Annotated in this window: 10 protein-coding genes; 1 reads left to right on the forward strand and 9 read right to left on the reverse strand. The window is 70.9% G+C overall.

Annotation, left to right across the window (positions count from 1 at the left end; genetic code table 11):
* Positions 1-54: 54 nt before the first annotated feature.
* The 9 genes from ACFY1E_RS03575 to iolC form a co-directional block, all read right to left on the reverse strand.
* Positions 55-1614, reverse strand: a complete 1560-nt coding sequence (locus ACFY1E_RS03575) for a von Willebrand factor type A domain-containing protein (protein WP_389070898.1) — start codon at positions 1612-1614, stop codon at positions 55-57.
* Between the two features lie 147 nt (positions 1615-1761).
* On the reverse strand, positions 1762-2634 hold the full coding sequence (locus ACFY1E_RS03580; protein ID WP_389070901.1) for an ABC transporter permease: 873 nt from the start codon (positions 2632-2634) through the stop codon (positions 1762-1764).
* Positions 2631-5435: an alpha/beta fold hydrolase gene (locus ACFY1E_RS03585; protein WP_389070904.1), complete on the reverse strand. Its 2805-nt coding sequence runs from the start codon at positions 5433-5435 to the stop codon at positions 2631-2633. The genes ACFY1E_RS03580 and ACFY1E_RS03585 overlap by 4 nt, the downstream gene beginning before the upstream one ends.
* A 207-nt stretch (positions 5436-5642) precedes the next feature.
* The gene (locus tag ACFY1E_RS03590) at positions 5643-7043 is read right to left on the reverse strand and encodes an APC family permease (protein WP_389070906.1); all 1401 of its coding nucleotides are present in this window, start codon (positions 7041-7043) and stop codon (positions 5643-5645) included.
* A 243-nt stretch (positions 7044-7286) separates the two neighbouring features.
* The gene (gene mmsA / locus ACFY1E_RS03595; RefSeq protein ID WP_389070909.1) at positions 7287-8789 is read right to left on the reverse strand and encodes a CoA-acylating methylmalonate-semialdehyde dehydrogenase; all 1503 of its coding nucleotides are present in this window, start codon (positions 8787-8789) and stop codon (positions 7287-7289) included.
* 14 nt (positions 8790-8803) lie between these two features.
* Positions 8804-10690, reverse strand: coding sequence for a 3D-(3,5/4)-trihydroxycyclohexane-1,2-dione acylhydrolase (decyclizing) (gene iolD / locus ACFY1E_RS03600; protein WP_389070910.1), 1887 nt, complete (start codon positions 10688-10690; stop codon positions 8804-8806).
* Positions 10687-11514, reverse strand: a complete 828-nt coding sequence (gene iolB, locus ACFY1E_RS03605) for a 5-deoxy-glucuronate isomerase (protein ID WP_389070912.1) — start codon at positions 11512-11514, stop codon at positions 10687-10689. The genes iolD and iolB overlap by 4 nt, the downstream gene beginning before the upstream one ends.
* A gap of 7 nt (positions 11515-11521) precedes the next feature.
* The gene (locus tag ACFY1E_RS03610) at positions 11522-12442 is read right to left on the reverse strand and encodes a deoxyribose-phosphate aldolase (RefSeq protein WP_389071615.1); all 921 of its coding nucleotides are present in this window, start codon (positions 12440-12442) and stop codon (positions 11522-11524) included.
* A gap of 56 nt (positions 12443-12498) precedes the next feature.
* Positions 12499-13449, reverse strand: coding sequence for a 5-dehydro-2-deoxygluconokinase (gene iolC, locus ACFY1E_RS03615; RefSeq protein ID WP_389070914.1), 951 nt, complete (start codon positions 13447-13449; stop codon positions 12499-12501).
* Positions 13450-13573: 124 nt separating this feature from the next.
* Between iolC and ACFY1E_RS03620 the strand changes: the two genes are divergently transcribed.
* Entirely contained in the window at positions 13574-14494 is a 921-nt protein-coding gene (locus ACFY1E_RS03620; RefSeq protein ID WP_389070917.1) for a sugar phosphate isomerase/epimerase family protein, read from the forward strand.
* The last annotated feature ends 2 nt before the right edge of the window (positions 14495-14496 follow it).

Raw genomic sequence — 14496 nt, forward strand, 5'->3', positions numbered from 1 at the left:
ACTTACTCACAAGTAAGGAAAGGTCAATGGTGCGGCGGTGAGTGGACTGACGTTCTAGCCCTGGTTGCGGTCGGCCTGGTCTATCGCGTCGGCGAGCTGCTGGACGTCCCTGTCCTCGGTCTTCTTCGCCAACCGCTCGGCGCGGTCGTGGAGTTCGCTGAGGCCGGGGTCGCCGGGGAGGGAGCGCCAGCGGTCGTCGCCCTGGCGGAGGGCGTCGGCGAAGTAGGCGGCGACGGCCGTGACCTGGAAGCGCGGGCTCGCCTCCCCGAGGGAGTCGCTCAGGGCGCCGGTCTCCAGTTCTCCGGACTGCTCGTGCGGGTCGCGGGTGTCGGGGTCGAGCCAGCGGACGGTCGCCGTGGCGAGGTGGCCGTCGGCGCCCGGCCTGGTGCGGACGGCGTAGAGGGCGGTGACGGTGTGGCCGGGGCCGACCTCGCCGCCGTCGACGCGGTCGTTGCGGAAGTCGTCGTCGGCGACCCGGCGGTCGTCGTAACCGACGAGGCGGAACTCGGTGACCGTGGCGGGGTCGAAGGCGACCTGGGCCTTGGCGTCGCGGGCGGTCAGGTCGATGTTCTGCGGGAGCTGATTGCAGAACACCTTGCGGGCCTCGTCCTGGCCCGACACGTACACGGTGTGGCCGTCGCCCTTGTCCGCGAGGCGTTCCATGAGGGCGTCGCCGTAGTCGCTGCCGACGCCGACGCCGAAGAGGGTGATGCCGTACTCGCGGCGGGCCGAGGAGATGCGGTTCAGGATCGAGTCCGGGTCGGTGTCGCCGTCGTTGGCGAGGCCGTCGGAGACGAGGACGACGCGGTTGGTGGCGTTCTTGCGGCGGCCTTCGACGGCGGTGGCGTAGCCGGTCTCGACGCCTGCGCCGAGGTTGGTGGAGTAGGTCGGCTCCAGGCCGTCGATCGCGTGGTGGATCTCGCCGCGGTGGCCGCCGAGGCGGGTCATCGGCAGGACCTGCTCGGCCTTCTCGCTGAAGGTGACGATGGCGACCGAGTCGTCGTCGCGCAGCCGGTCCGTCATCGTGTCGAGGGACTTCTGCGCGAGGTCGAGCCGGCCGGGCTCGGACATGGAGCCGGAGATGTCGATGACGAAGGTGAGGGCTGCGGGCGGGCGTTCGCCGCCGTCAGCGGCCGGGCGGGTGGCGAGGCCGACACGGACCAGGGACCAGTTCTTCTCGTCGGTACGGGCGCCGTCGACGGTGACCGTGAAGCCGTTGCCGTCGGGGCGTCGGTAGTCCTGGCGGAAGCTGTTGACGAACTCCTCGGGGCGGATGGTCGAGGGGTCGGGGCGCTGTCCCGCGGCGAGGGTGCGGCGGGCGTAGCCGTAGGAGGCCGTGTCGACGTCCAGGGCGAAGGTGGAGAGGTGGTCGTCCGGGGTCGGGGACGGGCCGGCGAACCTGTCCTCGCCCTGCTGTCCTCCGGCCGTCGGGGCGGCGGGGGCCGGAAAGCCCCCGTGCGAGCCGTCCGAGGCCTTGTTGCTGCTGTCGGAGCCGCCCGCACTGCAGGCCGTGAGCAGCAGGCCGCTCGTCGCCGTGAGGGCGAGAAGAGCCGCGCGCAGCCGTCGGGTACGGCCGTGTGGCGTGTCCGGGCGTGGTGTTCGGTACCGCTCCATCTTCCGTGCCCCCTTGGTGTGTTGACGCCGACTTCTGTGACTGTGACGGCGCGGGGGGTCGGAATGTGCGGCACGGGGTGTTGCGGATGAATCTCAAGACGGCCACGATCATGGCCGGTCGAGACCGGTGGGTGATCCTCCGTTGACCTAGGACACCACGTCCTTGCGGGCGAAACCCCGGAAGGCCAGGGCGAACAGCACGAGCGCGTACGTTATGGAAATCGCCGTGCCCTGGATCATGCCGGACCACTCGGGGTGCGGCTGGACGGCGTCAGCCCAGGCGAACTGCCAGTGCGCGGGCAGGAAGTCACGCCAGTGGCCGAGGGCCGTCACGGCGTCCAGGACATTGCCGACGATGGTGAGTCCGACCGCGCCGCCGACCGCCCCGAGGGGCGCGTCCGTCTTCGTCGAGAGCCAGAACGCCAGCCCTGCGGTGACCAGTTGGGAGACGAAGATGAACGCCACGACCACCAGCAGGCGCTGGGCCGCCGTCCCCGAGTCCAGCGCACCGCCGGTGGGGATCTGGAGCGGGCCCCAGCCGTAGGCGGCCGTGCCCACGGCCAGTGCCACCACCGGGAGAAGGATCATCGCGGCCAGGCTGAGGCCGAGTCCGACGACCAGCTTGGACCAGAGGAGGCGGGCGCGTGGGACGGGTGCGGCCAGCAGGTAGCGCAGGGAGGACCAGCTCGCCTCGGACGCCACCGTGTCCCCGCAGAACAGGGCGACCGGGATGACGAGCAGGAAGCCCGCGGAGACGAAGAGGTTGACGGCGGCGAAGTTGGCCCCCGACGCGGTGGCCGTGTCCATCAGGGTCACCTGGCCGTTGCGGCCGCTCGGGTCGCCGCCGATCGCGAACGCGATGAGCAGCACGAACGGCAGCGCGGCGAGGATCCCCGCCATGATCAGCGTCCGGCGCCGCTTCAGCTGCCGGGCCAGTTCGACCCGTAGGGGCAGGGTGCGGGCGGCCCGGTAACCGGAGGCGGCGTGGAGGGGCTCGGTGTGCTCGGCCAGCGTGCTCATGCGGAACCTCCGATCAAGGTGAGGAAGGCGTCCTCCAGGCGGCGGTGGGGGCCGAGTGAAGCCACCGGGACTTCCAGGCGCACCAGCTCTACGAGGAGGTTGGCGGCTGTGCCCGTGCGGGCTGCTGGGGACGGTTCGGTGAGTGCCGCGATTTGGCGTCGTTCGTCTGCGGCGCCGTCGTGGCTGGTCGCGCAGTTCCCCGCGCCCCTTGGGGGAGTTGCCGCGCCGGAGGTGACTTCGCCGACCCCGGTCGGGCGGGACCCATTGCCGGGAGCGAGCCGGACCAGGAGGCCCCCGTCCGTCCGTACCGCCGACTCGACGCCCGGTAGGGCCGCGACCTTCTCCAGCAGCGGGTCCGGGATGTCGGATGCCAGGCCCACCAGGAGGGTGTCGCCGGAGCCGATGATGTCGGACACCGGGCCTGCCTGGATCAGGCGGCCGCGGTCCATGACGACCAGGTGGGTGCAGGACTGTTCGACCTCTGCCAGGAGGTGGCTGGAGACGATCACCGTGCGGCCGGCCGCAGCGTAGCGGATCAGCACCTCGCGCATCTCGCGGATCTGGGGCGGGTCGAGGCCGTTGGTCGGTTCGTCGAGGATGAGCAGGTCCGGGAGGCCGAGCATGGCCTGGGCGATGGCCAGGCGCTGGCGCATGCCCTGGGAGTAGGTGCGGACCGCGCGGGCCAGGGCGTCGCCGAGACCCGCGATCTCCAGGGCCTCGTCCAGGTGGGCGTCCTCCGGCGGGCGACCCGTCGCCTGCCAGTACAGCTCCAGGTTCTCGCGGCCGGACAGGTGCGGGAGGAAGCCCGCGCCCTCCACGAACGCGCCGACCCGGGACAGGACCGGGGCGCCGGGGCGGATCGCCTGGCCGAAGACGCGGATCTCGCCGCCGTCCGGCCTGATCAGGCCCATCAGCATGCGCAGGGTCGTGGTCTTGCCCGCGCCGTTGGGACCGAGGAGGCCGAGCACCTGGCCCTTCTCCACGCGGAAGGACAGGTCCCGTACCGCGTAACGGTCCGCCGACTTGGCGTACCGCTTGCTCAGGTCCGTGATCTGCAGCGGGACGTCCGCCAGTTCGGGAGCCGGGGCCGGGGCGATCGTGCGGCGGCGGCCCGTCAGCAGCAGGGCCAGGGCGAGCACCGCGCCGGCCAGCGGGAGCCACCACACCCAGGACGGCAGCGGGGCGGCCGCGGTCGTCACGCCGGGTGCCGTCGGCACCTTCAGGTCGCCCTTGAGGGAGACGGTGTACGTCGCCGGGGCGGCAGGGGAGGCGTAGCCGAGGTCGGTGGAGGCGAGGACCAGGCGCAGCCGGTGGCCCTGTTCGACCTCATGATCGACGGCCGGGAGCGTGATCGTGACGTCCTTGCCGGACTTGGCGCCCTCGACGCGGACGGGCGCCACCAGCTGCGAGGGCAGCACGGGTGCGCCGCCGCCGGGACCGACGTCGTACACCTTTCCGAACAGCACGGCGTCGTCGCTCGTCGACCTGACGTGGACGGTGACCGTGGGCGATCCGGTGATCCGCAGGCCGCTGCTGACCGGTACCGACTCGAATTGCGCGTACTGGCCGGGGAAGTCCAGCGACACCCCGACGCCGAGCGAGGACAGCTGGGCGAGGCCGCCGGAGCCGCCGAGGCCCGGCAGGGCGGAGACGGCGGGCGGGCTGGCACCCGCAGGGTTGGCGAAGCTCTGCTGCGCGCCCCGGAGCCGTACGGAGCGCTGTCCGCTCTCCAGGCCCGGGTAGGTGGCGTCGGTCGCTCCCCGCAGCACGGCCGCGCCGTCCGTGGAGTCGACTCCTCCGGTGCGGGTGATGCGGAAGGCCGGGCCCGTGTCCGTGTCCTTCTCGTCCTTGAGGTACTGGTCGAACCAGGCACGCACGCGTGTCTGGACGCGGCTCGTCTCCATGTCGCCGCCGTCGTGTCCGCCGGCGATCCAGTCGACGTCGACCGGGGCGCCATTGTCTCGGATGGCCTTCGCCGCCGCGTCCGCCTGGCCGAGCGGGAAGAGGGAGTCCGTCTGGCCCTGCACCAGGAGCGTCGGCACCTTGATGCGGTCGGCCACGGCGGACGGGGAGCGGGCGGCCAGCAGCTCACGCGCCTGTGCGTCCGGCTTGCCGGACTCCGCGACCCGCTCGTACATCCGGCACAGCTCGGGCTGGAACCTGCCGCAGCCGCCGCCGGAGTTGATGAAGATGCCCGCCCACAGCTTCTTGAAGACGCCGTTCGGGAACAGGGCGTCCGCCAGGTTCCAGTAGGTGATCGCCGGGGCTGTGGCGTCCACCCGGGGGTCGTACCCCGCTGCCAGCAGGGAGATCGCGCCGCCGTACGAGGCACCCGCGACGCCCACGCGCGGGTCGCCGGGCTTGTCGAGCTGGACCTGCGGCTGCTTCGCCAGCCAGTCGATCAGCTTGGAGACGTCGGCGACCTCGCCCTTCGGGTCGTTCAGTCCGATCTTGCCGGTGGACTTCCCGAAGCCGCGGGCCGACCAGGTGAGCACCGCGTAACCGTCTCTCGCCAGGTCCTCCGCCTGCTGCCGGACGTCCTGCTTGCTGCCGCCGAAGCCGTGGGCGAGCAGGACGGCGGGGTGGCGCCCGCCGGCCCCGCCGGGGGTGAAGTACGACGTGTCGATGCGGACGCCGTTCATCGACATCATCCGGTCGGCTCGGTGCACCGGGGGCGCATCGTCGGAGGCGACGGCCGTCCATGTCCCGACACCGGCGAGCACGACGACGGCGGCCCCGGCGGCCAGCAGGCGCCGGGGCCTCCGAAGCAGCCCTCCCAGGCGGGGCAGTCGAAGATCCATGTCTCAACGGTACGGGGCGTCTCTGACAGTTGGGGCAGACCGGGGGGTGAGCCGGGGGTAGCCCGTGGGAGTACGGGGTGATCTGCTTGTACCGCAGGTGCTGTACGGCTACTGGCTCGGTTGCTTCTGTCGTTTGCCGAGTGCGGGTGCGTCGTGGCTTGTCGCGCCCACGCGGCGGAGCCGCATATCGATACAGCCCCGCGCCCCTTAAGGGCGCTGGTCCTCCGGAAGCGAGACAAGCCACCGGGATTCGCGGCGCGGTCGCAGGTAGAAGGCCCAGTAGAGAGTGGCCGCCGCCGTGATGCCGCCCGTCCACAGCAGGTAGCTCGTCTCCTGCTGGCTCAGGATGTAGGCGAGGACCGCGATCAGGAGGATCGGCATGGCGGGCCACAGGGGCATGCGCCAGGCGGGGGTGTGTTTGTGGGAGCCGCGGCGGGAGAGGAGGGCGGCCACTGCGACCAGGAGGTACATGCCCGTCACCGAGACGCCCGTGACGCCGTACAGGGTGTCCAGGTTCACGAAGCAGAGCAGGGCGCCGGGGACTCCGACGGCGAGGGTGGCGACCCAGGGGGAGCCGAAGCGGCCGAGCTTGGCGAAGACGTTGTTGACCGGCTCCGGCCAGGCCTTGTCGCGGGCCGAGGCGAACAGGACACGGGAGTTCTGGATGACCATGACGATGCCCGCGTTGATGATCGCGAGGGCCACGCAGAGGCTGACGAAGGTGCCGACCGCGGAGTTGGACCAGGCGGTGACCATGGAGCTGATGTCGCCGCCGGTCAGCGTGGAGAGGTCCGAGGCACCCATGGTGATCGCCACCACCGGGACCAGGATGATCACCGTCGAGATGGCGAGGGTGGCCAGGACCGTACGGGCGACGTTGCGGCGCGGGTGCTCCAGTTCCTCGGAGAGGTAGACGGCGGTCGAGAAGCCCTGGGTGACGAACAGGGCGATCGCGAGGCCTGACACCACCATCATCGCCGTCACCGTGTCCGTGTGACGGCCGGAACCCGCCACCTGCATGGAGACCAGGCTCCCGGCGCCCCGCTCGCTGTGTGCGAAGCCCAGGACCGCCACCACGGCCGCCGCGATGACCTCCAGGACCAGGAAGATGCCGGTGATCCAGGCGTTGGCCCGCAGGTCGAGCAGACCGGCGAGCGTCGCCAGGAGCATGACGCCGGCGCCCGCGATCGCCGGGTCAAGGTGCACGACCGGTGCCAGGTAGTCCGCCGTGCCCATCGCGATCACCGGCGGGACGATCATGACGACCAGCAGCGAGAGGACGAAGACGAGCCAGCCCGCGAGCCGTCCGGCCATCGTCGAGACCATCGCGTACTCGCCGCCCGCGCTGGGGATCAGGGTGCCCAGCTCCGAGTAGCAGAACGCCACGGCGATACAGAGCAGGGAGCCGATGGCGATCGTCAGGGCGGTGGCGGTGCCGAGCGAGCCGAACAGGTCCGGGACGACCACGAAGAGCGTGGAGGCCGGGGTCACGCAGGAGAGGGTGAGGAGAGTGCCGCCGACCACCCCTATGGAGCGTTTGAGGGCCTTGGGGCTGCCTGCCGCCGTCTCCGGGACGGCGGTGTCGACAGGGCGGAGCGTGTCGGTCATACGGCGGATTCCGATCGACTCGTGCGGATGCCTCCGGCGGCTGGGTGGCTGCATGGAACCTCGACGGAAACCGTCGCGTCAATGGTTCACTGTCTACGGAATCCGTAGCCAGACACCCTTACGGATGTTGATTACGACACAACGGGTCGGTCGGTGTGGGCGCTTGTCCCGCTACGGGAATCGCAGCATGCGCCCGCAAAAAAATGGGGCCGTCCGCATGGCGGACGGCCCCTGACGCCTTCGTCAGTGGTTGCGCGGGAAGCCCAGGTCGACGCCGGCAGGGGCGTCGGCGGGGTCGGGCCAGCGGGTGGTGACGACCTTGCCGCGGGTGTAGAAGTGCGTGCCGTCGTTGCCGTAGATGTGGTGGTCGCCGAAGAGGGAGTCCTTCCAGCCGCCGAAGCTGTGGTAGCCCACGGGGACCGGGATCGGGACGTTCACGCCGACCATGCCGGCCTCGATCTCCAGCTGGAAGCGGCGGGCCGCGCCGCCGTCCCGGGTGAAGATCGCGGTGCCGTTGCCGAACGGCGAGGCGTTGATGAGGGCCACGCCCTCCTCGTACGTGTCGACGCGGAGGACACAGAGGACCGGGCCGAAGATCTCGTCCTGGTAGGCCTTCGCCGACGTGGGCACCTTGTCGAGGAGCGAGATGCCGATCCAGTGGCCGTCCTCGAAGCCCTCGACCGTGTAGCCGGTGCCGTCGAGCACAACCTCGGCGCCCTCGGCCGCCGCGCCCGAGACATACGACGCCACCTTGTCCCGGTGGACCTTGGTGATCAGCGGGCCCATCTCGGAGGTCGGGTCGTTGCCGGGGCCGATCTTGATCTTCTCGGCGCGCTCGCGGATCTTCTCCACCAGCTCGTCGCCGATGGAGCCGACCGCGACGACCGCGGAGATGGCCATGCAGCGCTCGCCCGCGGAGCCGTAGGCGGCCGACACGGCGGCGTCGGCGGCCGCGTCCAGGTCGGCGTCCGGCAGGACCAGCATGTGGTTCTTGGCGCCGCCCAGCGCCTGCACCCGCTTGTGGTTCGCGGCGGCGGTGGTGTGGATGTAGCGGGCGATGGGGGTGGAGCCGACGAACGACACCGCCTTGACGTCCGGGTGCTCCAGGAGGCGGTCGACGGCCACCTTGTCGCCGTGCACCACGTTGAAGACGCCGTCCGGCAGACCGGCCTCCGCGAGCAGCTCGGCGAGCTTGATGGACGCCGACGGGTCCTTCTCGGAGGGCTTGAGGACGAAGGTGTTGCCGGTCGCGATGGCGATCGGGAACATCCACATCGGGACCATCGCCGGGAAGTTGAACGGCGTGATGCCCGCGACCACACCCAGCGGCTGGCGGATGGACGAGACGTCCACCCGGCTGGCCACCTCGGTGGACAGCTCGCCCTTCAGCTGCACGGTGATCCCGCACGCCAGGTCCACGATCTCCAGGCCGCGCGCGACCTCGCCCAGCGCGTCGGAGTGCACCTTGCCGTGCTCGGCGGTGATCAGCTCGGCGATCGCGTCGCGGTTCGCCTCCAGCAGCGCCCGGAACCTGAACAGGATCGAGGTCCGCTTCGCGAGCGAAGAGGTGCCCCAGGTGGCGAAGGCGTCCTTCGCGGCGGCGACCGCCGCGTCCACCTCGTCGACCGAGGCGAACGCGACCTTCGTGGTGACCGCGCCGGTCGCCGGGTCGGTGACCGGCCCGTACGTGCCCGACGCGCCCTCGACGGTCTTGCCGCCGATCCAGTGGTTGACGATCTTCGTCATGACCGGTTTCTCCTTCACAGATGGCGGCGTCGGGTCGAGACGTGCCGTTCGTACAGCTCGCGGGCCTTCACCGCCGACGGTCGGGTCGCGGTCTCGGCCACAGGTACATCCCACCAGGCCTGCGCCGGCGGCGGGCCCGACACAGTGTCGGCCGTTTCGGTCTCGACGTAGACACATGTGGGTGTGTCGGCGGCGCGCGCCTCCGCGAGCGCCGTCCGCAGGTCCGCCACGGTCTTCGCGCGCAGCACGCGCATGCCCAGGCTGGCGGCGTTGGCGGCGAGATCCACGGGCAGCGGCGCCCCCGTGTACGTACCGTCGTCGGACGGGAAGCGGTAGGCGGTGCCGAACCGCTCGCCGCCCACCGACTCGGACAGGCCGCCGATGGACGCGTACCCGTGGTTCTGGATCAGCAGGACCTTGATCGCGATGCCCTCCTGGACGGCGGTCACGATCTCCGTCGGCATCATCAGATACGTTCCGTCGCCGACCAGCGCCCACACGGGCCGCTCCGGGGCGGCCAGCTTCACACCGATCGCGGCGGGTATCTCGTAGCCCATGCAGGAGTAGCCGTACTCCAGGTGGTACTGGTCCCGTGAGCGCGCCCGCCACAGTTTGTGCAGGTCGCCGGGGAGGGAGCCGGCCGCGTTGATGATCACGTCCGACTCGTCCACCAGCGCGTCCAGGGCGCCGAGGACCTGCGGCTGCGTCGGGCGTACGTCCGGCTCGTCGGCCTCGTAGCAGGCGTCGACGCGCTGTTCCCAGCGCTCCTTGTCCTCCGTGTACTCGGTGACATAGGAGGCCGGGACCTCGTACGCATGCAGGTCGAGGGCCGCGGTCAGCTCCTGGAGGCCGCTGCGGGCGTCCGCGATCAGGGGCAGACCGGCCAGCTTGTGGCCGTCGAAGGGCGCGATGTTGAGGTTGAGGAAGCGCACGCCCTCGCCGGTGAAGAGGGTGCCGGAGGCCGTGGTGAAGTCGGTGTACCTGGTCCCCACGCCGATCACCAGGTCGGCGGTGCGGGCGAGCTCGTTCGCGGTCGCCGTGCCGGTGTGGCCGATGCCGCCGACGTCCTGCGGGTGGTCGTGGCGCAGGGAGCCCTTACCGGCCTGGGTGGAGGCGACCGGGATGCCGGTGGCCTCGGCGAACTCGGCGAGGGCCTCCTCCGCGCGGCTGTGGTGGACACCGCCGCCCGCGATGACGAGCGGCCTGCGCGCGGACCTGATCGCCCGTACGGCCTCGGCGAGTTCGGCCGGGTCGGCGCCCGGACGCCGTACGACCCAGGTGCGCTCGGCGAAGAACTCCTCCGGCCAGTCGTAGGCCTCCGCCTGGACGTCCTGCGGGAGGGCCAGGGTCACGGCGCCGGTCTCGACGGGGTCGGTCAGCACACGCATGGCGTTCAGGGCCGAGGGGATCAGGGCTTCCGGCCGGGTGATGCGGTCGAAGTACCTCGACACCGGGCGCAGGCTGTCGTTGACCGACACATCACCGGCGTACGGGACTTCGAGCTGCTGCAGGACCGGGTCGGCGGGGCGGGTGGCGAAGACGTCGCCGGGCAGGAGCAGCACCGGGAGGTGGTTGACGGTCGCGAGGGCGGCGCCCGTGACGAGGTTGGTGGCGCCCGGGCCGATGGAGGTCGTCACCGCGTGGGTGGACAGGCGGCCCGACTGCCTCGCGTAACCGACCGCCGCGTGCACCATGGCCTGTTCGTTGCGGCCCTGGTGGAACGGCATGTCGTCGGCGTACTCGACGAGCGCCTGTCCGATCCCCGCCACGTTGCCGTGGCCGAAGATGCCCCAGGTGGCGCCGATCAGCCGCTGCCGGACGCCGTCGCGCTCGGTGTACTGGGCCGACAGGAAGCGGACGAGTGCCTGCGCGACCGTGAGCCTCGTCGTTGAGGACGTCATCGGTAACCCTCCGTATGTTCCGGATGGAAGCAGATCCGCCACTCCCGGGTCTCGCCCGGGCCCGCCATGACATTGAGGTAGTACATGTCGTGGCCGGGCTGGGCGATGGACGGGCCGTGCCAGCCGTCGGGGACGAGGACGGCGTCACCGGAGCGGACCTCCGCGAGGACGTCCGATCCGCCCTCACGGGAGGGAGATACGCGCTGATAGCCGAAACCGTTCGGGCCGTCGATCTCGAAGTAGTAGATCTCCTCCAGCTCCGCCTCCACGCCCGGCCGGTGCTCGTCGTGCTTGTGCGGCGGGTACGAGGACCAGTTGCCGCCGGGGGTGACGACCTCGACGGCGATGAGCTTGTCGCAGTCGAAGGCGTCGGCGGAGGCGAAGTTGCGGACGTGCCGCAGCCGGTTGCCGCTGCCGCGCTCTTCGACGGGGACCTCCGGCGCGGGGCCGTAGCGGGCGGGGAGTTGTCGCTCGCACTTCGCTCCTGCCAGGGCGAAGCGGCCTCCCGCGCCGGAGGCGATCTGGACCCGGGCGTCACGGGGTGCGTACGCGAAGTCGGAGACCGACGCGAACACGCTTTCCCTGCCCAGGAGTTGGAACTCTTCGTCCGTTGTGCCGTCGGCTGTGCGCACGGTACATCCGCCCTGCAGCGGAAGCACGATCCACTCACTGTCGCCGGTGGTGAAGGTGTGTGCACCACCCGGCTCCAGCTCGACGATCCGCAGGCTGCAGTACGCCCAGCCGGCCCGCTTCGGGTCGATGTCGAGCGCGTGATCGGCGTCCGCGGTGGTGCCCCGCGCGACGTACAGTTCCTCGCTGCTCATGCGGCCCTCACAGCAGTCCTACGGCGGTGTCCACGGCGGCGGCCACATCGCCGTCCGCCGGGTACAGCAGCGAACGGCCGACCACCAGGCCGCGCACGGTGGGGAGCTGGAGGGCGCCGCGCCACTTCTCGTACGCGCCGTCCTGGTCGTCCCCCACCTCGCCGCCCAGCAGCACGGCGGGCAGCGTGGAAGTCTCCATGACCTCGGCCATGTCGTCCGGGTTCTCGGTGACCGGCAGCTTCAGCCAGGTGTAGGCCGAGGTGCCGCCCAGGCCCGAGGCGATGGCGATGGACTTGGTGACGGCCTCGGCGGACAGGTCGTTCTTCAGCCGGCCCTCGTCAGTGCGGCGGCTGAGGAACGGCTCGACGAAGACGGGCAGTCCGCGCGCGGCCATGTCGTCGATGGCGCGAGCGGTGGACTCCAGGGTGGTGAGGGAGCCCGGGTCGTCGTAGTCGATGCGCAGGAGCAGCTTGCCGGCGTCGAAGCCGAGGCGCTCGATGTCCTCGGCGCGGTGGCCGGTGAAACGGTCGTCGAGCTCGAAGCTGGCGCCCTGGAGGCCGCCGCGGTTCATCGAGCCCATGACGACCTTGCCGTCGAGGGCGCCGAGGAGCAGCAGGTCGTCGAGGATGTCGGCGGTGGCGAGGACGCCGTCGACGCCGGGCCGGGAGAGCGCGAGGCAGAGGCGTTCCAGCAGGTCGGCGCGGTTGGCCATGGCGAACCTGCGGTCACCGACCCCGAGCGCGCCACGGGCCGGGTGGTCGGCGGCGACGATCATCAGCCGGCCGGAGTCACCGAGCAGCGGCCTGCGGGTGCGGCGCGCGGCGGCCTCCGCTATCGCCTCGGGGCGGTGGGCACGGATGCGGACGAGTTCGCCGACGTCCACGGTCGGGGGTGCGGGAGCGGGCTCGCTCCTCGGAACCACCGTCATGCCCAGGCAGCCGGTGTCGTCCGTCTCGTCCACGCCCTTGCGGCGCTTGCGGGTACTCACAGCACCGCCCCTGCCTTGAGGGCGGCCTCGATCTCGTCGGTGGTCGGCATGGCGGAGGAGCACTCCAGGCGGGAGGCGACGATCGCGCCGGCCGCGTTGGCGTGCCGCATGATCGTCTCCAGGTCCCGGCCCTCCAGCAGACCGTGACAGAGGGAACCGCCGAACGCGTCGCCGGCACCGAGGCCGTTGAGGACGTTCACCGGGAGCGGCGGGACCTCGGCGGACTCGCCCTTGCTGTTGACGGCGAGGACACCCTTGGGGCCCTGCTTGACGACGGCGAGTTCGACGCCCGCGTCCAGCAACGCCTGGGCGGCGGCCTGCGGTTCACGCACCCCGGTGGCGACCTCCACCTCGTCGAGGTTGCCCACCGCGACGGTGGTGTGGCGCAGGGCCTCCTTGTAGAAGGGGCGGGCTGCTTCGGGGTCCCGCCAGAACATGGGGCGCCAGTCGAGGTCGAACACCGTCGTCCCGGCCTTGGCCCGGTGGGCGAGGGCCGCCAGGGTCGCCGTACGGCTGGGCTCCTCGCTCAGACCGGTGCCGGTGACCCAGAAGATCCGGGCGTCGCGGATGGCGTCGAGGTCGAGCTCGTGGGCGTCTATCTCCAGGTCGGGGGCCTTGGGCTGCCGGTAGAAGTACAGCGGGAAGTCGTCCGGCGGGAAGATCTCGCAGAAGGTGACCGGGGTGGGCAGGCCGGGGACCGGGGTGACCCAGCGGTCGTCGACACCGAAGCCCTGCAGGGCCTCGTGCAGATAGGTGCCGAAGGGGTCGTCGCCAGTGCGCGTGATCACCGCCGTACGGCGTCCGAGGCGGGCCGCGGCGACCGCGACGTTCGTCGCCGAGCCGCCGAGGAACTTGCCGAAGCTCGTCACCTGCGGCAGCGGGACACCGGTCTGGAGCGGATACAGGTCCACTCCGATCCGCCCCATGGTGATCAGGTCGTACGCCATCGGCTTCCCTTCGTTACGGCTCTCCCCGCGTTTCTAGCCCCGCACGCGGAGCCCTGTCAATGTTTTGTCCAGACATTCGGACGAGACCTTGACAGCGCTTACCGTCGCACCGAAGCTGACCGGCATGACGTCGTTGTCACCCTCTTCCTCCTCACTGTCCCGCATCCGGATCGGGTCGGCTCCCGACTCCTGGGGTGTGTGGTTCCCCGACGACCCGCAGCAGGTCCCCTGGCAGCGCTTCCTCGACGAGGTCGCGCAGTCCGGCTACGAGTGGATCGAGCTGGGCCCGTACGGCTACCTGCCGACCGATCCGGCCGTTCTCACCGAGGAGACCTCCCGGCGTGGCCTGAAGGTGTCGGCGGGGACCGTGTTCACGGGCCTGCACCACGGTGAGGCGGTGTGGGAGAAGACCTGGGCGCATGTCGCGGACAACGCGGTGCTCGCGCAGGCCATGGGCGCCTCCCACCTGGTGGTCATCCCGTCCTTCTGGCGGGACGACAAGACCGGTGAGGTGCTGGAGCCGGACACGCTGACGGCCGAGCAGTGGCGGAATCTGACCTCGCTGACCGAACGGCTCGGGCGGGAGGTGCGGGAGCGGTACGGGCTGCAGATCGTCGTCCATCCGCATGCCGACACGCATATCGACAGTGAGGAGAACGTCGTCCGGTTCCTGGACGGGACGGACTCCTCTCTGGTGTCGCTGTGCCTGGACACGGGGCACTACGCGTACTGCGGCGGGGACAGCGTCAAGCTGATCGAGACGTATGGGGAGCGGATCGGGTATCTGCACCTCAAGCAGGTGGACCCGGAGATCCTTGCCGACGTCCGGGCCAACCAGGTGCCGTTCGGGCCTGCGGTGGCGCGGGGTGTGATGTGTGAGCCGCCGGCGGGGGTTCCGGCGTTGGGGCCGGTGCTGGAGGCTGCGCAGAAGCTGGACGTGGATCTCTTCGCCATCGTCGAGCAGGACATGTATCCGTGTGAGCCGGACAAGCCGTTGCCGATCGCTCAGCGGACTCGGGCGTTTCTGCGGTCGTGCGGGGCGTAGCG

The organism is Streptomyces sp. NPDC001604 (assembly GCF_042893475.1).
In the GTDB taxonomy this organism is placed as follows: domain Bacteria; phylum Actinomycetota; class Actinomycetes; order Streptomycetales; family Streptomycetaceae; genus Streptomyces.